The following is a 17767-nucleotide window of genomic DNA, read 5'->3' as shown; positions in this document are numbered from 1 at the left end:
TTTATCTCCATTTCATGCGGCAAGAACGGTGTTTTTCTTGACCTGTTTGTTTTTCGTAGCCTGGACGTAGCTTTTCATCGGGGATGACTTGCTCATCCTGTAAAAGTGCCAAAGAATGGTACTGTTGCAAATACTCATCGCACTCATCACACCAGCGTTGGTCAGCAGGATCCCAAAAAATAGTCATCAAATCACTCCGACTCTTATAAAGAGGATTCTTCTTTTCCAGCTCAAACCAGCATGATTTATAATATTTTAGAGCATCATAATACTTGTCAAAAGATTGACTCATGATGACATCTTCTTCCCAACCTTCTATGAACCACCACGGTTCAAAATCCCCATACATTTCTATAACACGATACATTCTTACTACTTCCTTTGTACCGTATATTATAACGAATTTTCTAGAACAATGAAAGGATTTTGCTTCATTATAGAACAATCCTCTAGCTTTCTGAAGATACCTATGAATAGAAAAGCAAAGGCTGAGTCATCACAGCCTCTGCTTTTTATTATGCTTGATAACGTTTCACACCATCTAGGTAGGTTGCAACTAATTCCAAATCTTTATCTAGTACGATAAAGTCAGCATCGTAGCCTTCACGGATTTGTCCACAAACATCATCAATATGAACAGATTTTGCTGGGTTGAAGCTCGCCATCATGACCGCTTCATGCGGATTCGCAATTCCCCATTCAACCACATTCTTCAAACCATCTTTGAGTTTAAGGATAGAACCTGCCAAATTGCCTGTAGATTTGAGGCGAGCAGTTCCATTGGCAACCACTACCGGAAACTCTCCCAACATGTAGTCGCCGTCTTCCAATCCACCCGCTGTCATACAGTCTGTGATAAGAGCAATATTTTCTGTTCCTTTTTGTTTGATAAGAATTTCGCAGGCTTTTGGATCCACGTGATGACCGTCACAGATCAACTCTGCATAGGTATGTGGCAATTCATACATGGCTCCAACCATACCGAGTTCACGGTGAGTCAACCCACGCATCCCATTGTAGGCATGTACCCAAACGCTTGCTCCAGCATCGACTGCTTTTTTAGCTTCATCAAAAGTCGCATTTGAGTGTCCTAGAGCAACAGTCACTCCTTCACCCGTAATCGTACGAACAAAGTCTTCTACACCTTCACGTTCTGGCGCAAGGGCAATTTTATTAAGCAAACCATTGGCTGCTTTTTGCCAAGCACGAAACTCATCCATACGAGGGTCCTTCATATAGGCAGGGTTTTGAGCTCCCTTGTATTTTTCTGTGAAATACGGACCTTCAAAATAGATCCCACGAATCTTAGCTCCACTTGCTTCCTGGTAACGGGCACCGATATTTTCTGTTACTGCGAGCAATTGCTCATAAGAAGAGGTCAAAGTAGTTGGCAAGAAACTCGTTACTCCCATGCTGAGGAGCCCTTCACTCATGGTATGAAGTGTTCCTTCGATGTTATTATCCATGACATCCACACCACCAAAGCCATGAATGTGGGTATCCACAAGTCCTGGAGCAATGCTGTAGCCTGTATAGTCAATCACCTCAGCTCCTTCAGGAATCTGTTCTACATGTTTTCCAAACTTGCCATCCACAAGTTCCAAGTAACCGCCACGACGAACTCCGTGTGGGTAGAAAAACTGATCCGCTTTAATATAATTAGGCATAATGATAACCTCCTTGATAGATTGATTCTAGAATTTATTATGTCAATTACATTATAAACCTTTCTTTTTCATTTGTAAATGGTATAGACCTCTTTTCTGGAGATATTTTAAAAGAGCTGGATATCTCCAACTCTTTGATTTTATTTTGATTTCACAGGTAGTTCTTGAGCGGCCTTAACAGCAGCTGCAATCGTCTCTGCGTAAAGTTTAGCACCTTCTTCAATCATGTTGCTATCATTTCCAAAGTGGACTTGGTCGGTTCCAGCCCAGATTTCAGGGTGTTCCTTAGCAACCTTATTCCAGTCAGCGATGCTCACGTAAGGATTCTTTTCAGCTAATTCCCGTGCATAAGTCGCATACTGCTCAACTGATTTGTAAGTTTCCTTGCTCTTGTCACCTTCATAAGGAGTTACAAGAATCAGATGGTGGCCTTTGGGGAGGTTTTTAACTATCGTATCTAAGTCATCTTTATAATTCTCTGGTCCGTTTACACCCGTTGCAATGACAACTGTTTTTAGAAGTACCTTGTTCTGGCTGTTATTGAGCATGATGTCATTGGCTTGCTTAGTTGTCCGACTAACTTGAGCGTTGATATTTGCTTCAGGAAGGGCCTCTTGTAAGGCTGTATTAGCACGCAAGGCTACCGAATCTCCAATCAGACTCGTTCCCTCAGAAATTCCAAGTCGGCTAGCCTCTGCTTGCTCAGCAAGAGTCTTTGTTTGCCCTATATTGGTCTGGGCTTGTTTAAAACCATTGACCATCAAGTCTGTCTCAAAAGCTCCAACTTGGGGAGCCACAGCTATGATAATCAAGGTAAGCAAGGTAAGAATGCCAGCAGCACCAGCACTAATTGGTTTAATATGAGGCAATCGACTAATCTTCCGTATTAAAGGATTGGATTTACCAGCAATCAACGGCTCAATAATATAGAAGGATAGGATAGCAAAGAAATAAGAAAAGATGACTGTTAAAATAACAGCGGGCAAATTACTCATCAACTGAGAAAAGATAATATAAAAAGGCCAGTGGAAGAGGTAAACCGCATAGCTAGTATCCGCTAGAAATGTGATTATCCGAGGTTCTTGTATCTCAGGCGTTTTCTCATGCAAGACACGCGCAGCAAGAATCATGGCCACGGCCGCTAAACTCGCCAGTAAGAAACCAAATAGATAAGCGAACAGGTAGGTAAACTTGATAAAGAAGGTCAAGAGTACTAATACCAAGAGACCTGCGGCAAACACCAGTAGATTCTGACGAAGATCCCACATCCGGTCAAACTGCTTGACTAAATCGCTCGTCTGACGAACACCCACAACCGTCGCCAAAATACTTCCTAAAAAGAAGGGATAGATATGGGTTAAACTTGAAAAGTAGACAGACGAATGGGAACTAGCCATTAGACTACCAATAAACATGGAGAAAAAGCTAATGATGAAAGCTCCCGCAGAAAGGAGAAATACCATCCCTCTCAATTGACTACTAGATTTTGAACGTTTGGATAAGAACCAAACCGCTAAGCCCCAAAGAATATAGTAGTGAACCTCAACAGCTAGACTCCAGTTGTGAACAAAGAGATGCGGAATGAACTGAGATTCGTAACTTCCCCCTGTTAACATCTCATAGAAGTTGGTCATAAAACCGAGAACTCCAGCAATCTGGCCGCCAATTCCAGCAACATAGTCTTGACGAACCAAGAAAGTAAAAGGCATGGTCACTAAAACCATCAGCACCACAGGTGGCACGATACGATAAAACCGTCTCTTAAAAAAGCCCAGCAAATCAATCTGACGTGCCTTCCCAAATTCTTCTAAAAGGAGGGAAGTGATCAAAAATCCTGAAAAAGTGAAAAAGACATCTACCCCAAAGAAGCCTCCAGGAAAGATGGTCTGAAAGAAGTGGTACAAAAGCACCAAAAGTAAACCTGTAATCCTAATCAAGGAAAACCATTTAATACGCATACGAGTCTATTCTCCATTAAATTAGGAAGTAAAACACCACCTAATTTCCATTCCATTATACTCCCTATTCTATCAAAAAAAGAAGAAAAATCCTACGAGAAAACGTAGGATTTTTAGCTTATATCAATTCCGTTTTAGAAATTACGTCCTGACTTGTTGTAGCCATATTTTTCCACAAAATACTCACGAAATTCCAAGAGATTGTCATCCATGATGGCTTGACGGACCTGCTTCATCAGATTGAGCAAGAAGTAGAGATTGTGGTAGCTAGTCAAGCGGATACCGAAGGTTTCGTCAGCCTTGAGCAAGTGGCGAAGGTAGGCGCGTGTATAGTTCTTACATGTGTAGCAATCACACTCAGGATCCAGTGGCGTAAAGTCCTCAGCGAACTGGGCATTCTTGACAACCAAACGACCTTGGCTGGTCATACAAGTCCCGTTACGAGCGATACGAGTTGGCAAGACACAGTCAAACATATCCACCCCACGAATGACCCCATCAATCAAGCTATCTGGGGCTCCCACTCCCATCAAATAGCGAGGTTTGTTTTCAGGAAGGAGTTGAGTTGTGAAATCCAAGACTGCATTCATCTCTTCGTGCGTTTCTCCCACTGCCAAACCACCGATAGAGTAGCCTGGAAAGTCCATGCTAATAAGATCATGAGCCGATTGGCGGCGCAAATCTTCAAATCCTGCCCCCTGCACAATCCCAAACAAGCCTTGGTCATGTGGACGACGGTGAGCCTTCAAACCACGTTCAGCCCAACGACTAGTACGCTCGATGGATTTCTTAACGTAATCATAGGGTTGGTAAAACTGAGGACATTCATCAAAAGACATCATGATGTCTGAGCCTAGATTGTTCTGAATAGAGATGGCTTTTTCTGGCGATAGGAACATCTTGGAACCATTGAGATGGTTTTTAAAGGTTACCCCTTCTTCTGTGATATTACGGCTATCTGCTAGAGAATAAACCTGAAAACCACCACTATCCGTCAGGATTGGCTGGTCCCAGTTCATGAACTTGTGGAGACCGCCTGCGCGTGCGATGAGTTCGTCCCCTGGACGGAGCCACAGATGATAAGTATTAGACAGGATAATCCCTGATCCCATCTCCTTCAATTCTTCAGGCGACTGGGTTTTAACAGTGGCTTGGGTCCCAACTGGCATAAACATAGGTGTTGGGAAGGTACCATGCGGAGTGATGATTTCTCCCAGACGGGCTCCCGTGTGTTTTTCTTTCTTAATCAAACGGTATTTGATTGGTGAATCTGACATTTTCTACCTCCGAAGCTGGGAAAAACAGTCCCAGTTCATACTTTGCGCCCAAAGGCATACTGTATGATTTTATCAAAAAAACCAGGAACTGTCACGAACTATGGTATAATGAAAGAATGAAATACCCAAAAATTGATTTAAAAACCATTCGTCTGCAGACGAGGCAATTTCAGGCTGAAAATCCCCGCCTCTTTCTCGTCTATCTCTTACCTAGCATACTGGTCATCTTATCAGGCTTTCTCAACCCCTTGGCTCGTCTCCAAGAAAGTGTTTTAGAGCAATCCTTTTTCAGCATGCTGGCACAAGTGCTCCAAGCCTATCTCTTCCCGCTAGTGGTTTCTTTTATGAGCACGATTTTTCTAGCAGGTGCTGCTTTTGCAACACTCCGACTCCTCAAGGATCCGGATACGGAACTCTCCGTAAAATCAAGCCTGGCCCTCTTTGCTGAAGAGCGCTTCTCGCAAACCTTCCTAACCCTGCTCCTCAAACGTTTCTACCTCTTTTTATGGAGCATTCCAAACTTAGTAGGCGTTTATTTTCTCTTTTATAGCAATCTCTTGGCTCGGAGATTTGTCGCCTTACATCCTGAATTTCCAAAATTAGACCTCTCATCCGTTGAAACAGAGCAGTTCCTTATGACCTTTGGACTCTACTTTTTCGCGAGCCTCATCTTGATGATTGTGGGAAACATCCTCTACGTTCCGCAACATTATGCCTACTCGCAGGTAGAATTCCTCCTCTGCGACACTCAGGATTTAGGACAGGCTAAACCCCGTCAAATCCTGAAAACCAGCCGTTTCTTGATGAAGGGTTACAAATTTCAACGCTTTGTCCTAGACTTACAACTACTTCCTTGGTACTTCCTCAATTGGATCACCTTTGGAATTGCTAGTTTTTCAATCCTTCCCTATATCCAGAACAATCACATCTTCTTTTACAGAGCACTACTAGCTCGTAAACGTCGAACTGGATAAGAGCATACAAAAACCAGCGTCCTGAAAGACGCTGGTTTTCTTATTTCAAAAGCAACACACTCAGCAGAGTCAAAATAGCGGGTCCACCTTGCTTCAGAATAATCTTCTTGTCTGCTGTCAGAGAACCGTAGGTCGCTGCACCAAGCACAAATAAAACAAAGATGGTCACAATTTCCAAACTTTGTGAGAAATAAATCCCATACAAGAGAAAGACACCCAGTAAAGCATTATAAATCCCTTGATTTTTAAACAGTGAACTCACTGAAGGACGAGCCAGTTCTTCCTTATCCATATTAAAGACTCGGCTGGTTGCATCTGATTGGGTTGCCATACTCTCCAAATAAAAGATATAAAAATGTTCGAGGGCAACAAGGGTTGCTAAAATAGTAGTAATGATTGACATCGTTTTCTCCTTAAAATTCTATTTTTTCTAGACCTGACACTAGTTTCGTCAGTAAAGTTGTTAGCTCTTTCTGCTCGGCTGTCGATAAGATGCTCTCCATCTGTTCCTTCACTCGCAAATGATGTTTAGGCGGACTGACTAAGAGTTGATTCTTGACTTCTTGGGTTAATTCAACTAAGACTTCTCGCTGATTGGCCGGATTACGCTTGCGACTGACATAGCCCTCTGACTCTAGTATCTTAAAATGACGGGTCAAGGCCGCCTGGTCGATTTGCAACTTCTCCTGAACGGCAATCTGGTTGCAGGGTGACTGCTGCAGTAAAAACTGCAAGATTTGATAGCGGGTCAAACTAATTCCCAATTGTTTCTCAAAAAGTTGAGTGATCATCTGATCTGTTAAATGGAGCTGGTACAGTAAGTCGTTAATTTTTTTCATTTCTACCTCCTTGCGTACACTTGATTTATCAACTATTGACTTATCAAGTATATTACAGAAAGATTAAAAATGCAACCATTTTGCTTACTCACGAAAAATAGCCTCTTGGTTTCAATCCCAAAAGGCTATTATTTCTATATTCTAGATAAAATCCAGCACTAACCTACCAAATCTGCTCGAAGGATTTCTCCCTCTTTATCAATGACAACTTCGATGGCATGGCCTGCAAAAATTTCCTCGCTATCATCATAGTAGAGGGTCAATTCCCCGTCTTCGTTGATCGATAGTTCACTCAAGGAAAGAGAGTTGGTAAAATACTCTTCTGTTAACTCCACATCATTTTCATCTGAATCTATCCAGTCTTGAGCTGTTTCCCACAGTTCTTTGACAATATAGTCTTTAATCCGAGTATCTTGAACTTGGAAAGTTCCCATAAATTTCTTTAGATCATCAAAAGAACTTGGAGGGAGACTTTCATCTGCACTCGCAGCAAAGATAGCATGAATCTTACCACCCTCGTAAGTGATAAATCCTTCAAACCAAGAATAGGCTCTGTTTAAGGTGAATTCGCCAATATCGTCTTGAATGATGACCGGTTTTTGATAGGTTTCAATCAAGGTCTCTAACCTAGAGTCTGAGGATTGGTCATCTAGGTATTCCAGCAAGTGGTAGCAGTTATTAGCTACTTCTGACATATATGGCTCTAACTCCATGAAGGATCGTTTTTGACATTTGATATGATGAATTTTGTAGGGTTCAAAACAAAAGCCCCATCTCTTTTCTTCAAATTCCTCAGGAGTCAATACCCATTCCAAACGTCCCTCACGTTCAGAGAATTCCTGGGTTGCAACATTGACGCTAGCTTTAAAATGAACGGACGGCATTTTACAACCATCTTTTAAAGAAGCGGCCCCAGTTACATTTTGGAGGGTAAAAATCAAGAATTCGACAATTTCACCACAAAATTCCTCTTCAAAATCATCTCTTGTTTTCTCAAATGGAGATTTTAATCGATTTGTCATTCACTTCATCCTTTCTCTCTATGCTTAAAAGCGTTAGTATAGTTTTGTATTCGCTTACATTTTAACATGTTTTAGATTTTATTTCACTTATTGATACTATTTTACACAAAAAGAAGCTACACTTTTAAATGTATAGCTTCTTATTATTCTTAATTCATAGATACGTGAATGTGGTCATAGTGGTTTTCGGTTACGCTACCACGGTCTGGCATTGGATTCCACGTGTAGGCTGGTCCATATTTACTATCGTATGGAGCGTAAAAACGTTGTTTCCAGATGATATAGTTGATACCACGGCTAGCTATATTTTTGACTGCATATTCTGCAATTTGGTCTCCGAGTGCTGAACTCACTGGAACCATGAAGTCAATGGCCAAACCTTTTCCATGGTCGCCACTGTCTCCAGGACGGTAACCACTAAAGGATGTGATGCCAAACAAGTTGGCTACTTCTTCTTTAAAGGCTGCAGTTTGTGGTTGAAGACCAGCATTCTCAGACTTAGCTACAGCAAGTCCTGCATAGTCAGGAGCCGCTGGAGCTGAATAAGTTCTTGAAGGAGTTTGGCTTTGCTCTGCTTGATAAGTCGAAGTTGCAGTGTCAGAATTTGTTGTTGATTCTGTTGCACTTGTTTCCGTTGTATCAGCAGGCGTTTCAGTTTCTGGTGTTGCAGCTGGAGTTGTTGCTACCGTTTCTTCCGTAGCTGGAGTCGCTGCTTGAGGAGCTTCTTCTTCAACCGGACGAGTTGTTTCTGCTACTGGTTCTTCTGCTGGAGTCGTTTCAGCTGTTTCTTCAACTACAGGTGCTTCAGTAGATGGTATCTCTTCAGCAGCGGTCGCTGTCTCAGAAACTTCTGAACTTGGTGCTACTTCTGTTGGTTTTTCAGTCTCTGTTGCACTTGGTACTTCCTCAATTGGTTGAGAAAGATCTTCTACTTGAACTGTTTGTTCATCGACTGTCACTTGATTCGTCGTCAAATCAGCGGTCGCAGTCGTCACTTCTTCACTAGCATCTGCTTGAGGAGTTTGGATTTCAACTTCCGTCACCTCTTCTGCCTCATTGACAGTTGTAGTGAGGACAGTATCTGGGAAAATCAAGTCCATATTGGTGATTTTGTTCAAATTAGCAAGAACCGTCACGTCTACTCCCAAAGCTTCTGCAATGGTGCTCAAAGTATCACCATACTGTACTGTATAGCTTGTTTTGTTGTCCGTTTTAGTCAAATCGTTTTTGATTTGCTCAACGGTACGAGCAGTCCAAAGGATCTCCTCTGCTTGAGTTGCCAAAACTGGGGCAAGAGACAAGGCTACTGTTGAGGCTAAAATAATTCTTTTCTTCATTCGTTCATATTCCTTTCAAATGAGTACCTGTTTATCATAACACAAAGAAAGCAGAAAAAAAGCCCTCTCAGGCCTATTTAATAGAACTGTCTATTCCTTGTAACAAACTCGATTACTTGAAATAGTTTGTTAGGTTTCTGTCACAAAACTGACACAATTTTCTCGTCACTTATCCTCAAAAATATAAGGAATATTTTCTAGCGCTTGAATCTTCTGATTCCCTTCATAAGACGACTCTAAAAAGTTGATGCTTTGAATACCACTATTCTGGGCGAATTCCACATCCAAAGTCCGGTCCCCTATATAATAGGTGTTATCAGGATTCAGCTGATACTTGTCTAGCAGATATATCGCCGCTTCTGGACTTGGCTTGCGCGCAAAACCACTCTGATTAGTTAGAATTTCTGTAAAATAACATTCCAACCCCAAGTCTCTTAAAATGGTAAGAGCATTGTCTCCCTTATGAGTATAGACAAACTGCTGAATTCCTGCTTGGTCTGCCCAAATTAGCACTTCACGCGCACCTGGCATCAAAACTACCTGAGCATTCTTCTCAGACAGGCTCTGGGCACGCACCTGATTGAGCACTTCCGCATCCAGATCTCTCTCTTCTGCCACCTGCTCCAGCAAATCCTGCACCGAAAATTTGAGGATAAACTCTCTCACTTTCTCCTTATCATAAGGAATAGCAAACTGAGCAAAGGTCTCCTCAATCCCTGACAAAATCGCTTCGTAAGAATCCAATAAGGTCCCGTCTAAATCCCAAATAAAAGCTGTTTTTTGCATTTCCTATCCTTTCAACATCATATAACGCTGGTAACGGTAGCGTAGAAATAACCAGCGAAAACCATTATCCAAAAGTGTTCCTGCCCAAATACCAGGTAAGCCCCAACCAAGAACAATGCCCATCAGATAGGCTGTCCCTATGCGGATACACCACATCCCGATACTTGTTGCATAAAAGGGAAGGCGAGCATTCCCCAAGCCCTGCCAAACTGCAGTATAGATGACTGTTCCTATCGTCATGGGAGTCCCTAGTAGAGAGAAAAGTGCCACCAACACGCTAGCTTCGACTGCTATAGGGTCCGTCGTATAGAGATGAGTCAGTGGTGTCCCTAAGGCATAGATACTGAAAGTTAAGGGTAACATGAGAAGTAGAGAAAGCCAAAAGGTTTGCTTACTCAAACTATCTACTCTTTTCCAATCATCCTCACCAACCGCTCGAGCCACCAGCATGACCGTTGCCGTAGCGACGCCAAAGGCAGGCATATAGTTAAACTGGGTCAAAACTTCTCCGACTGCATTTCCCGCTACTGCCTCCGTCCCAAAAGAGACGACCAAGGCAATGATCACTACATCTCCAGCCCTCATCATGAGACGTTCTCCTGCCGCTGGCAAAGCCAAGGTCAATAGTTCTTTATCTAAAGCAAAAGTCGGTTTCTCAAAAGGCAGTTTTAATTGCGACCACAAAATCACAAGACCGACTAAGCGAGACAAGATAGTCCCCCAAGCAACACCCGCTATACCCATATCAAGGACAAAAATAGCTAGACTTGAAAAAAGAATATTCAAGGCATTGGATAAAAGACTCACATAGAGGGGGAGACGCGGATTATGCGTTGCACGAATCAAGGCGCCTAGACTCGTCATCAAGCCCAAGAGAACAATCGATCCGCCTACCAAAGATAGGTAGAGTCCACCACTCTCGGCCACAGCCTGCTCAGTTCCCAAAAGTCCTATCATCTCTTGCCCAGCAAAGAGCGATAAGGCGCCTAAAAGTGCACTCAGCAATAGGGTTATCTTGAGAGCCTCTGTCACGTGATAAGCCAACTTGGACTGATCTTTCTGCCCCAAACTTTTTGAAATAACGCTGGAAATAGCAGCTCCCAAAGCGATGAAAATCGCCTGGTAAATGGTGATAATATTGCCAGCCACTGAAACACCTGAAATAGCGATTAAGCCCAAGTGAGCGACCAAGTAACTGTCCACCATTCCCATGAGCATCTGCAAAAAGTTTTCACCCATAGCTGGCAATGCAATATTAAGAATCTCTTTATTTTTCTTAAACAATCTCTCCTCCTGATGAAAAGAAACTCAGTTGGTTTCCCAACCGAGTTTACGCCCTCTGTCTTAAAGTCCTAGATAAGCCTCCACCGCTGCTTGCATGTCAGCAGCTGCCACTGTTGTTTTATGACGAACTGGAGCTGTTTCAAGGCCATCAACTGCTGGTGGCACTGCCACTCCTGAAATGTCATGTAATTGAGCCAAGGCTTCAAAGTCAGTTAAGCCTGCTTTTCCTGTTACAGCTTCTACTGCAACCACTGGGAACTTGTATGGACTAGCTGTTGAAGCAATCACTGTCTTAGTCGCATCGCCAGTAGCCACTTGGTATTTTCTATAAACAGCTGAGGCAACCGCCGTATGTGGGTCCTCGATATAGGCGTCTGTTTGATAAACACGTTTAATTTCTGCCGCAGTTTCTTCCTCAGTCGCATATTCAGCTGCAAAGAGTTCCAGAATCGCTGCATCAAAGTCTGTCAATTCATATTGTCCTTGTGTACTCAAGGCATTCATGAGTTCAGCTGTCTTAACCGCATCATTCCCCAAAAGATGGAAAATTAAACGCTCCAAGTTTGAAGATACCAAGATATCCATAGATGGACTAGTTGTTACTTTAAACTCACGTTTCTTGTCATAGACACAGGTTTTAAAGAAATCTGTCAAGACATTGTTATCATTTGAAGCACAGATCAATTTGCCGACTGGTAGACCGATTTGCTTAGCGTAAAAGGCAGCCAAGATATTTCCAAAATTTCCTGTCGGTACTGTGAAGTTGACCTTATCACCAGCCACAATCTCACCAGACTTGACCAACTGAGCGTAAGCATAGACATAATAAACAATCTGTGGTACCAAACGACCAATGTTCATAGAGTTAGCTGATGAAAATTGCAGTTTATTGGCAGCCAACTTTTCACGAAGAGCTACATCGTTGAACATGTGCTTCACATTGGTTTGCGCATCATCAAAGTTTCCATCGATAGCGATAACATGAGTATTGTCGCCAGTCTGAGTAGTCATTTGCAACTCTTGTACCTTGCTGACACCATCTTTTGGATAAAAAACGATAATCTCAGTATCAGGTACATCCGCAAACCCTGCCATAGCAGCTTTTCCAGTATCACCAGATGTCGCTGTCAAAATGACAATCTTGTTCTCTAAACCATGCTTTTTAGCGGCTGTCGTCATAAAGTATGGCAAGATAGACAAGGCCATATCCTTAAAGGCAATCGTTGAACCATGGAACAATTCCAAGTTGTATTGCCCATCCAGTTTCACCAATGGCGCAATCGATGGAGTATCAAACTTGCTATCGTAGGCATTGTTGATACAGTAGTCCAACTCCTCTGCAGTAAAGTCATCTAAAAATGCTGACAAAACTAACTTAGCAACTTCCTGGTAAGAAGCATCTTTCAATTTTTCAAAGTCCAAATCTACCTTTGGATAAGTAAGCGGTGTAAACAAACCACCATCCGTCGCCAAACCTTGCAAAATAGCTTGGCTAGCAGTTACTGTATTATTGGCATCACGCGTTGATTGATAAACTAATGTCATGAATCTCTATCCTTTATCTATAGTCTCTTCCATTATATCATGATTTTTCAGAAAATTCTCCCTTTATAAGAGAATTTATAATCCCAATTCTTTCTTTAAAGGCTGTAAATAAATCATTTCTTGCTTATCTCTTTGCTCCAATCCTTCCTCAGCTAGAAGGAGTAAGTCTTTTGAAAACTCAACAATTGCAGTTTCTTCCTGATCTGTAAGTTTTTTCTTAGAAAATTGTCGCCTTAAAGACTTGTAATCACGACCAGCTGTAGTAAAAAACGGAGCCTTTTGCAAATAAGTTTCTAATTGATCTAAATTAACCAACAATCCCAAGTGAAAGGCAGCAGAAGCAAAAGTCCTATCAAGCGGCTGAGTACACACACTACGAAACTCAACTGTTCCTCGAGTCGTTAAGTCTTGGTACTGGTAACTACGATGAGTTTGGAAATCCTCCTCCTGAGGATAGATCAATACCTCATCCCCATTAAGGGTAAATGCCTGGATTTCAGGTGTAGTCAAATAATCTTTTGCTCGAATTGGATAAAAATAATAGGTTTCACCATCCCGCTCTGCTGTAAAAATCGCAGAGTGATTCAGATAATCAAAAAAATCATTCTCATCTTTGAAGAGTCTGGCATTAACACCTACATTTTCAGGATAAATCCCATGCATAGACTCTTCCCAAAAAATATCCCTAGAAATCTTGGTATTCCAATCTTCTCCTGAAAACTCTGAATTGGCAAACAAATAAGCTTTTGCTGCTTCAATTTGCGTAAAAGCGTTAATGACCCGCAGAAAGTTAGACCTTGAAACATCCAGTTGAACTTGGCTCCCACAGATAAAAGCACCATATCGTGGATAATCGTGTAAATCCGTTCTTGGAACGGTTCTGCTCAACTTCAAATAGTTCATTAACATCTGATAGCGGGGATAAGCCACCGGTTGATTCTCATTCTTCTCCCAGTATGGATGGACTCCAGAACCAACAATAGCATGATTAGCTTCACCCAACTTATTCTGAATCAGATCCATGTAGTCTCTAAAACGCTCCTCAACCTCTTGGATGGATTTAGCCCTACCAAAGGCAAACTCAACGGTCGTATAAGCAACTTCAAATAAGATGGTATCCTGACTGACCAGATCTAGTAACTGAATTGGATTGCCAAAATCATCAACTTTCTCAACTGTAAACTTCAGAATAGAAGATAAATACCGAAACAGTTCCTTAACAACCTCAATATCCGTAGCCTTACCCTCTAAATTTACAACAGGATACTCCAGCTCAACCCCAATAAATAAATCTGGGTTCTCTTTTATATTCTTTAAATAACGTTTCTTTAGTAGTTCAACAGACCGAGACATTAATCACCAAACTCTTTCATAATCAAAATAAATTGTGAATAAGTAATATTATACCAAAAATACACTAAAAATGACTAGAATAAGAAGAAAAAGATCATTCATCAGTTATCTGTACTTAAAGAAAAATATCAAAATCTTCACTAAATCAAAAAACAAGGTCCGAAAACCTTGTCTTTCATACTATACCGGTGGCCGGGGTCGAACCGGCACGTCCTTGCGGACACTGGATTTTGAGTTCCATAACTACATTATTTAAATCTTACAACCTTGATTTAATAGGGTTTTAAGCCTTTTGAAGCTTGCAAAATAGACTCATTTTTCAAATTTTAGTAACTTTTTGGTAACACTCCATACCGTATCGTTCTAAGAGCATCATCAGAGAATAGACGATATGTCCCAATAGGTTATATTCATCCAGAGGTATTCGAGACACTTGTACGATTATTTGAGGTATATGGAATATTAACAAACTAGACATAAATTAGGTCTAATTTTTGTATAAATGACTCTAATATTTTTCTTTTAGATAATTCCTAAAGTATTTTTTACTACTCTAATACCATCATCAATACTTCCGGCATACTGAATGTTTTGTTTAGCTTGGTCGATTTGAAAATCTGAAACAAATGTTCCTGGTGTCAAACTTTGACTATCAAATCCATTCGAAACTATAAACGTGTATTTCCCAGTCCAATCTTTTTCAACAGTTAATGTAATCATTTTATTTTCTCCTTTAATTAGGGTAAGTGTTTTTTTTATTATAACAAAAATAACTCTTTAGCCCAAGAATTTGATAATTCATTTTCTAACAAAACTTTTTCTTGCCATATACCAGAATATTTTAAACCACAATCTTTAGCAGAATTTTTATGATTCCCATTTATATTTTCAGGCATAAGCGCTGGTATCTCTTTCCATACACTTCTTGATTTACCATTCATTGTTAATACTCTGTCATCGTGAAAATTAAAAGTTCCATATCCTTTTTCTTGAGGTAAAAATGATAAGTTTTCACTTGGGATATAAAGCATATTTGATTGCAAATTACTCATATGGTCGCAAGAATGAGGATGAAATGGATACATATTTTGCAGAGATTCTTTATCATTCATCATATTACCAATTTGCAAATAACCATAAATGATATTTAGATCCGGGGCATCTTTTTTAAAATGCAATGTTCCGTTGTAAATATCTCCTTCGGTTTGTCTAAACCATCCGAAAAATAGAAAAAGATCGCCGATAGAAACATTTTGATTTCTTAATAATCCCTGTGAGCTTTTAATTTGACCAAATGCTGCTCTCCAGTTAGAAACAGGAGTATTCCTAAGATTTCCTCTTATATCTGGATCAAGATGACAATTATAATGATTTGTTTTATCTTCTTTCCCTTTTAGTTGTCTTAAGATATCTGAAAATAATACTCCGTTATAGTTTAAGTCGTCAAAAGAGATACTATCAAACTTGGCAGGTATTGGCAATGAAAGTAGCGTCCCGTCAGGTAATATAGGACTCGGGATGGAACCATTGGATGAATCAAATCCCTTTCTTGATAAAATTATTTTCACAATTCTTTTCCTCGTATAAAGAATGGATGATAGGGCAAATCCATTACTTTGTTTTGTGAACCTAGTATAGTTTCAGCAAATTCCATTAATTCTAACACATCAGTAAATCTCTCTTCCGAATTATAAAATCCATTTTTAGCATTCCATCTTGGGAATGGTTTCCCATTCATTCTTGCTCGTTCTCCCATCGGAAAAAAGTCTAAAATTTCTTTAGGAATTTTAAGTGGAGACTTACCAAAATAATTAAAACGGTCTGCAAGAATCACTATTTCATTCATAAAACTTGATTGGTTTAATCCATTCTTTTCAATCAGCCATTGATAAGTATAAGCATCTCTTCTATTATTAGATTTTGGAGAAAGTAAATATTCTTTCATTGTTAAAATTTCACTAATTTTAGCAACAAAAATTAGATGATTATATTTTGGAGTGATAAACATTCCTTGATCATCTCTCCATTTTTTCCCATCATTTGAATGCCCTGCTACAGCCATTATGTAAGCATCTACAGACTTAGAGTTTATTTTATCCGCCCAGTTCTTTTTAATATTCCTTCTTAACTGAAGCATACATCCTCCTTCGGTAAGAAGATGAGGAGTTGTATCATAATTTTCTGTAAAGACACAAGGATTGATACCATAATCATGAGTCATTCTATAGCAGTAAAAAATGGTTTGTTTGTCCACTCTTTTACCTCCTTCTCTCCAAAAGTTTTTGTATTCTAATTAAATATAGTATATCAAAAATGCTCTGTTGATGAAAGGGATTATACTCTTTTGTAAATACATGCTGAAGATAGTTTAACGTTCGGATAACCTCAAGGAATAACAATTACAAAAAATATGATTGATAAGAAGTTTAAGCAAATACTAGAAAGGGATAAAGATTTAAAGAAAATAAGAATACATGATTTGAGACACTCTCATACATCATTACTTATAAATCAAGGAGAGGATTATCTTGTTGTCAAAGAAAGATTAGGACACGCATCTATTACAACAACAATTGATACTTATTCTCATTTGTACCCTAGCAAACAGAAAACATTGGCTAATAAACTTGATGATTTATTTTAAAATGGAAAAATTGGTAACTCAACAAAAACTGATAAAAAAAGACAAGGTGCAAAAACCTTGTCTTTATTACTATACCGGCGGCCGGGGTCGAACCGGCACGTCCTTGCGGACACTGGATTTTGAGTCCAGCGCGTCTGCCAATTCCGCCACGCCGGCAAATAGTAACTGGGGTAGCTGGATTCGAACCAACGCATGAGGGAGTCAAAGTCCCTTGCCTTACCGCTTGGCTATACCCCAATAATATAAAATAGGCGAGTGATGGGGATCGAACCCACGCATGCCAGAGCCACAATCTGGTGTGTTAACCACTTCACCACACCCGCCATAATTCTATAAACACGGGCAGTAGGAATTGAACCCACACTGAAGGTTTTGGAGACCTTAGTTCTACCTTTAAACTATGCCCGTAACTAAAGGAATGGAAGGGGAGGGATTCGAACCCCCGAACCCGAAGGAGCGGATTTACAGTCCGCCGCGTTTAGCCTCTTCGCTACCCTTCCTAGTCATAAGTATATGGCGCGAGACGGAATCGAACCGCCGACACATGGAGCTTCAATCCATTGCTCTACCAACTGAGCTACCGAGCCAAATTGCGGGAGCAGGATTTGAACCTACGACCTTCGGGTTATGAGCCCGACGAGCTACCGAGCTGCTCCATCCCGCGTTAATAATAAAAAGGAGGATGTGGGATTCGAACCCACGCACGCTTTTACACGCCTGACGGTTTTCAAGACCGTTCCCTTCAGCCAGACTTGGGTAATCCTCCAAAAATAGTCCGTACGGGATTCGAACCCGTGTTACCGCCGTGAAAAGGCGGTGTCTTAACCCCTTGACCAACGGACCATATTCATAAATGGGCACGAGTGGACTCGAACCACCGACCTCACGCTTATCAGGCGTGCGCTCTAACCACCTGAGCTACGCGCCCAAGTTAAAAACTTGGTAATTTGAACAAAGTTCAAAGCGGGTGACGAGAATCGAACTCGCGACAACAGCTTGGAAGGCTGTAGTTTTACCACTAAACTACACCCGCATAACTATTATAAAATGGCGCGAGACGGAATCGAACCGCCGACACATG

The 17767-nt window shown here is 40.8% G+C and carries 16 protein-coding genes, 11 tRNA genes and 1 pseudogene; 2 read left to right on the top strand and 26 right to left on the bottom strand.

Going from position 1 to position 17767, the window contains the following annotated elements; translation table 11 throughout:
* Nucleotide 1 precedes the first annotated feature (1 nt).
* The 4 genes from BLS46_RS08940 to tgt form a co-directional block, all read right to left on the bottom strand.
* On the bottom strand, nt 2-367 hold the full coding sequence (locus BLS46_RS08940; protein ID WP_000286399.1) for a DUF1033 family protein: 366 nt from the start codon (nt 365-367) through the stop codon (nt 2-4).
* Nucleotides 368-515: 148 nt separating this feature from the next.
* Nucleotides 516-1667, bottom strand: a complete 1152-nt coding sequence (gene nagA, locus BLS46_RS08935) for an N-acetylglucosamine-6-phosphate deacetylase (RefSeq protein WP_093587045.1) — start codon at nt 1665-1667, stop codon at nt 516-518.
* A 140-nt stretch (nt 1668-1807) separates the two neighbouring features.
* On the bottom strand, nt 1808-3625 hold the full coding sequence (locus BLS46_RS08930) for an acyltransferase family protein (protein ID WP_093587043.1): 1818 nt from the start codon (nt 3623-3625) through the stop codon (nt 1808-1810).
* A gap of 134 nt (nt 3626-3759) precedes the next feature.
* On the bottom strand, nt 3760-4902 hold the full coding sequence (gene tgt / locus BLS46_RS08925) for a tRNA guanosine(34) transglycosylase Tgt (RefSeq protein ID WP_093587041.1): 1143 nt from the start codon (nt 4900-4902) through the stop codon (nt 3760-3762).
* Nucleotides 4903-5018: 116 nt separating this feature from the next.
* Between tgt and BLS46_RS08920 the strand changes: the two genes are divergently transcribed.
* Nucleotides 5019-5876: a DUF975 family protein gene (locus BLS46_RS08920; RefSeq protein WP_093587039.1), complete on the top strand. Its 858-nt coding sequence runs from the start codon at nt 5019-5021 to the stop codon at nt 5874-5876.
* Between the two features lie 40 nt (nt 5877-5916).
* On the opposite strand, the gene BLS46_RS08915 is transcribed toward BLS46_RS08920, so the two are convergent.
* The 11 genes from BLS46_RS08915 to BLS46_RS08865 all read right to left on the bottom strand — a co-directional run bounded on the left by BLS46_RS08915 (nt 5917) and on the right by BLS46_RS08865 (nt 16263).
* Complete coding sequence (locus tag BLS46_RS08915) at nt 5917-6279, bottom strand: DUF1304 domain-containing protein (protein WP_093587037.1); 363 nt, start codon at nt 6277-6279, stop codon at nt 5917-5919.
* A 10-nt stretch (nt 6280-6289) separates the two neighbouring features.
* Entirely contained in the window at nt 6290-6715 is a 426-nt protein-coding gene (locus BLS46_RS08910) for a MarR family winged helix-turn-helix transcriptional regulator (protein WP_093587035.1), read from the bottom strand.
* Between the two features lie 158 nt (nt 6716-6873).
* Nucleotides 6874-7737, bottom strand: coding sequence for a DUF2262 domain-containing protein (locus BLS46_RS08905; protein ID WP_093587033.1), 864 nt, complete (start codon nt 7735-7737; stop codon nt 6874-6876).
* A 149-nt stretch (nt 7738-7886) separates the two neighbouring features.
* Nucleotides 7887-9074: a LysM peptidoglycan-binding domain-containing protein gene (locus BLS46_RS08900; protein ID WP_093587031.1), complete on the bottom strand. Its 1188-nt coding sequence runs from the start codon at nt 9072-9074 to the stop codon at nt 7887-7889.
* Nucleotides 9075-9239: 165 nt separating this feature from the next.
* Nucleotides 9240-9860, bottom strand: coding sequence for an HAD family hydrolase (locus BLS46_RS08895; protein WP_093587029.1), 621 nt, complete (start codon nt 9858-9860; stop codon nt 9240-9242).
* Between the two features lie 3 nt (nt 9861-9863).
* Nucleotides 9864-11144, bottom strand: a complete 1281-nt coding sequence (locus BLS46_RS08890) for an MATE family efflux transporter (RefSeq protein ID WP_093587027.1) — start codon at nt 11142-11144, stop codon at nt 9864-9866.
* A gap of 60 nt (nt 11145-11204) precedes the next feature.
* Nucleotides 11205-12689, bottom strand: coding sequence for a threonine synthase (gene thrC, locus BLS46_RS08885; RefSeq protein ID WP_093587025.1), 1485 nt, complete (start codon nt 12687-12689; stop codon nt 11205-11207).
* Between the two features lie 75 nt (nt 12690-12764).
* Nucleotides 12765-14042, bottom strand: coding sequence for a glutamate-cysteine ligase family protein (locus tag BLS46_RS08880; RefSeq protein WP_093587023.1), 1278 nt, complete (start codon nt 14040-14042; stop codon nt 12765-12767).
* Between the two features lie 522 nt (nt 14043-14564).
* On the bottom strand, nt 14565-14762 hold the full coding sequence (locus BLS46_RS08875) for a hypothetical protein (RefSeq protein ID WP_093587021.1): 198 nt from the start codon (nt 14760-14762) through the stop codon (nt 14565-14567).
* Nucleotides 14763-14800: 38 nt separating this feature from the next.
* Nucleotides 14801-15610, bottom strand: coding sequence for an Nmad3 family putative nucleotide modification protein (locus BLS46_RS08870; RefSeq protein WP_093587019.1), 810 nt, complete (start codon nt 15608-15610; stop codon nt 14801-14803).
* Nucleotides 15607-16263, bottom strand: a complete 657-nt coding sequence (locus BLS46_RS08865; protein ID WP_093587083.1) for a hypothetical protein — start codon at nt 16261-16263, stop codon at nt 15607-15609. The genes BLS46_RS08870 and BLS46_RS08865 overlap by 4 nt, the downstream gene beginning before the upstream one ends.
* A 171-nt stretch (nt 16264-16434) precedes the next feature.
* Here BLS46_RS08865 and BLS46_RS08860 point away from each other — a divergent pair.
* Nucleotides 16435-16686: pseudogene (locus BLS46_RS08860) on the top strand (tyrosine-type recombinase/integrase); the annotation flags it as partial.
* Between the two features lie 72 nt (nt 16687-16758).
* Here the strand turns inward: BLS46_RS08860 and BLS46_RS08855 are convergent.
* From BLS46_RS08855 to BLS46_RS08805, 11 genes are all read right to left on the bottom strand, one after another.
* A tRNA-Leu gene (locus BLS46_RS08855) sits at nt 16759-16842 on the bottom strand.
* A 9-nt stretch (nt 16843-16851) separates the two neighbouring features.
* Nucleotides 16852-16923: transfer RNA gene (locus BLS46_RS08850), tRNA-Gln, on the bottom strand.
* A gap of 13 nt (nt 16924-16936) precedes the next feature.
* A tRNA-His gene (locus tag BLS46_RS08845) sits at nt 16937-17009 on the bottom strand.
* A gap of 14 nt (nt 17010-17023) precedes the next feature.
* Nucleotides 17024-17094 (bottom strand) — tRNA-Trp (locus BLS46_RS08840).
* Between the two features lie 11 nt (nt 17095-17105).
* Nucleotides 17106-17186 (bottom strand) — tRNA-Tyr (locus tag BLS46_RS08835).
* A gap of 14 nt (nt 17187-17200) precedes the next feature.
* Nucleotides 17201-17273, bottom strand: a tRNA-Phe gene (locus BLS46_RS08830).
* A gap of 3 nt (nt 17274-17276) precedes the next feature.
* A tRNA-Met gene (locus BLS46_RS08825) sits at nt 17277-17350 on the bottom strand.
* Nucleotides 17351-17362: 12 nt separating this feature from the next.
* A tRNA-Ser gene (locus tag BLS46_RS08820) sits at nt 17363-17452 on the bottom strand.
* A 5-nt stretch (nt 17453-17457) separates the two neighbouring features.
* Nucleotides 17458-17529, bottom strand: a tRNA-Glu gene (locus BLS46_RS08815).
* Between the two features lie 11 nt (nt 17530-17540).
* Nucleotides 17541-17614: transfer RNA gene (locus BLS46_RS08810), tRNA-Ile, on the bottom strand.
* A 34-nt stretch (nt 17615-17648) separates the two neighbouring features.
* Nucleotides 17649-17719 (bottom strand) — tRNA-Gly (locus tag BLS46_RS08805).
* Between the last annotated feature and the right edge of the window lie 48 nt (nt 17720-17767).

Source organism: Streptococcus sp. NLAE-zl-C503, assembly GCF_900104285.1.
Lineage (GTDB): Bacteria > Bacillota > Bacilli > Lactobacillales > Streptococcaceae > Streptococcus.
The sequence above is the reverse complement of the archived record's forward strand: the minus strand, read 5'-3'. Positions and strand labels throughout refer to the sequence as shown.

What these genes read in the sequence shown, in the direction of transcription:
- BLS46_RS08875 (WP_093587021.1), bottom strand. Translation starts at nt 14,762, where the DNA reads ATGATTACATTAACTGTTGAAAAAGATTGGACTGGGAAATACACGTTT.
- tgt (WP_093587041.1), bottom strand. Translation starts at nt 4,902, where the DNA reads ATGTCAGATTCACCAATCAAATACCGTTTGATTAAGAAAGAAAAACAC.
- BLS46_RS08905 (WP_093587033.1), bottom strand. Translation starts at nt 7,737, where the DNA reads ATGACAAATCGATTAAAATCTCCATTTGAGAAAACAAGAGATGATTTT.
- BLS46_RS08940 (WP_000286399.1), bottom strand. Translation starts at nt 367, where the DNA reads ATGTATCGTGTTATAGAAATGTATGGGGATTTTGAACCGTGGTGGTTC.
- BLS46_RS08900 (WP_093587031.1), bottom strand. Translation starts at nt 9,074, where the DNA reads ATGAAGAAAAGAATTATTTTAGCCTCAACAGTAGCCTTGTCTCTTGCC.
- BLS46_RS08880 (WP_093587023.1), bottom strand. Translation starts at nt 14,042, where the DNA reads ATGTCTCGGTCTGTTGAACTACTAAAGAAACGTTATTTAAAGAATATA.
- thrC (WP_093587025.1), bottom strand. Translation starts at nt 12,689, where the DNA reads ATGACATTAGTTTATCAATCAACGCGTGATGCCAATAATACAGTAACT.
- BLS46_RS08895 (WP_093587029.1), bottom strand. Translation starts at nt 9,860, where the DNA reads ATGCAAAAAACAGCTTTTATTTGGGATTTAGACGGGACCTTATTGGAT.
- BLS46_RS08930 (WP_093587043.1), bottom strand. Translation starts at nt 3,625, where the DNA reads ATGCGTATTAAATGGTTTTCCTTGATTAGGATTACAGGTTTACTTTTG.
- BLS46_RS08910 (WP_093587035.1), bottom strand. Translation starts at nt 6,715, where the DNA reads ATGAAAAAAATTAACGACTTACTGTACCAGCTCCATTTAACAGATCAG.
- BLS46_RS08865 (WP_093587083.1), bottom strand. Translation starts at nt 16,263, where the DNA reads ATGACTCATGATTATGGTATCAATCCTTGTGTCTTTACAGAAAATTAT.
- nagA (WP_093587045.1), bottom strand. Translation starts at nt 1,667, where the DNA reads ATGCCTAATTATATTAAAGCGGATCAGTTTTTCTACCCACACGGAGTT.
- BLS46_RS08920 (WP_093587039.1), top strand. Translation starts at nt 5,019, where the DNA reads ATGAAATACCCAAAAATTGATTTAAAAACCATTCGTCTGCAGACGAGG.
- BLS46_RS08915 (WP_093587037.1), bottom strand. Translation starts at nt 6,279, where the DNA reads ATGTCAATCATTACTACTATTTTAGCAACCCTTGTTGCCCTCGAACAT.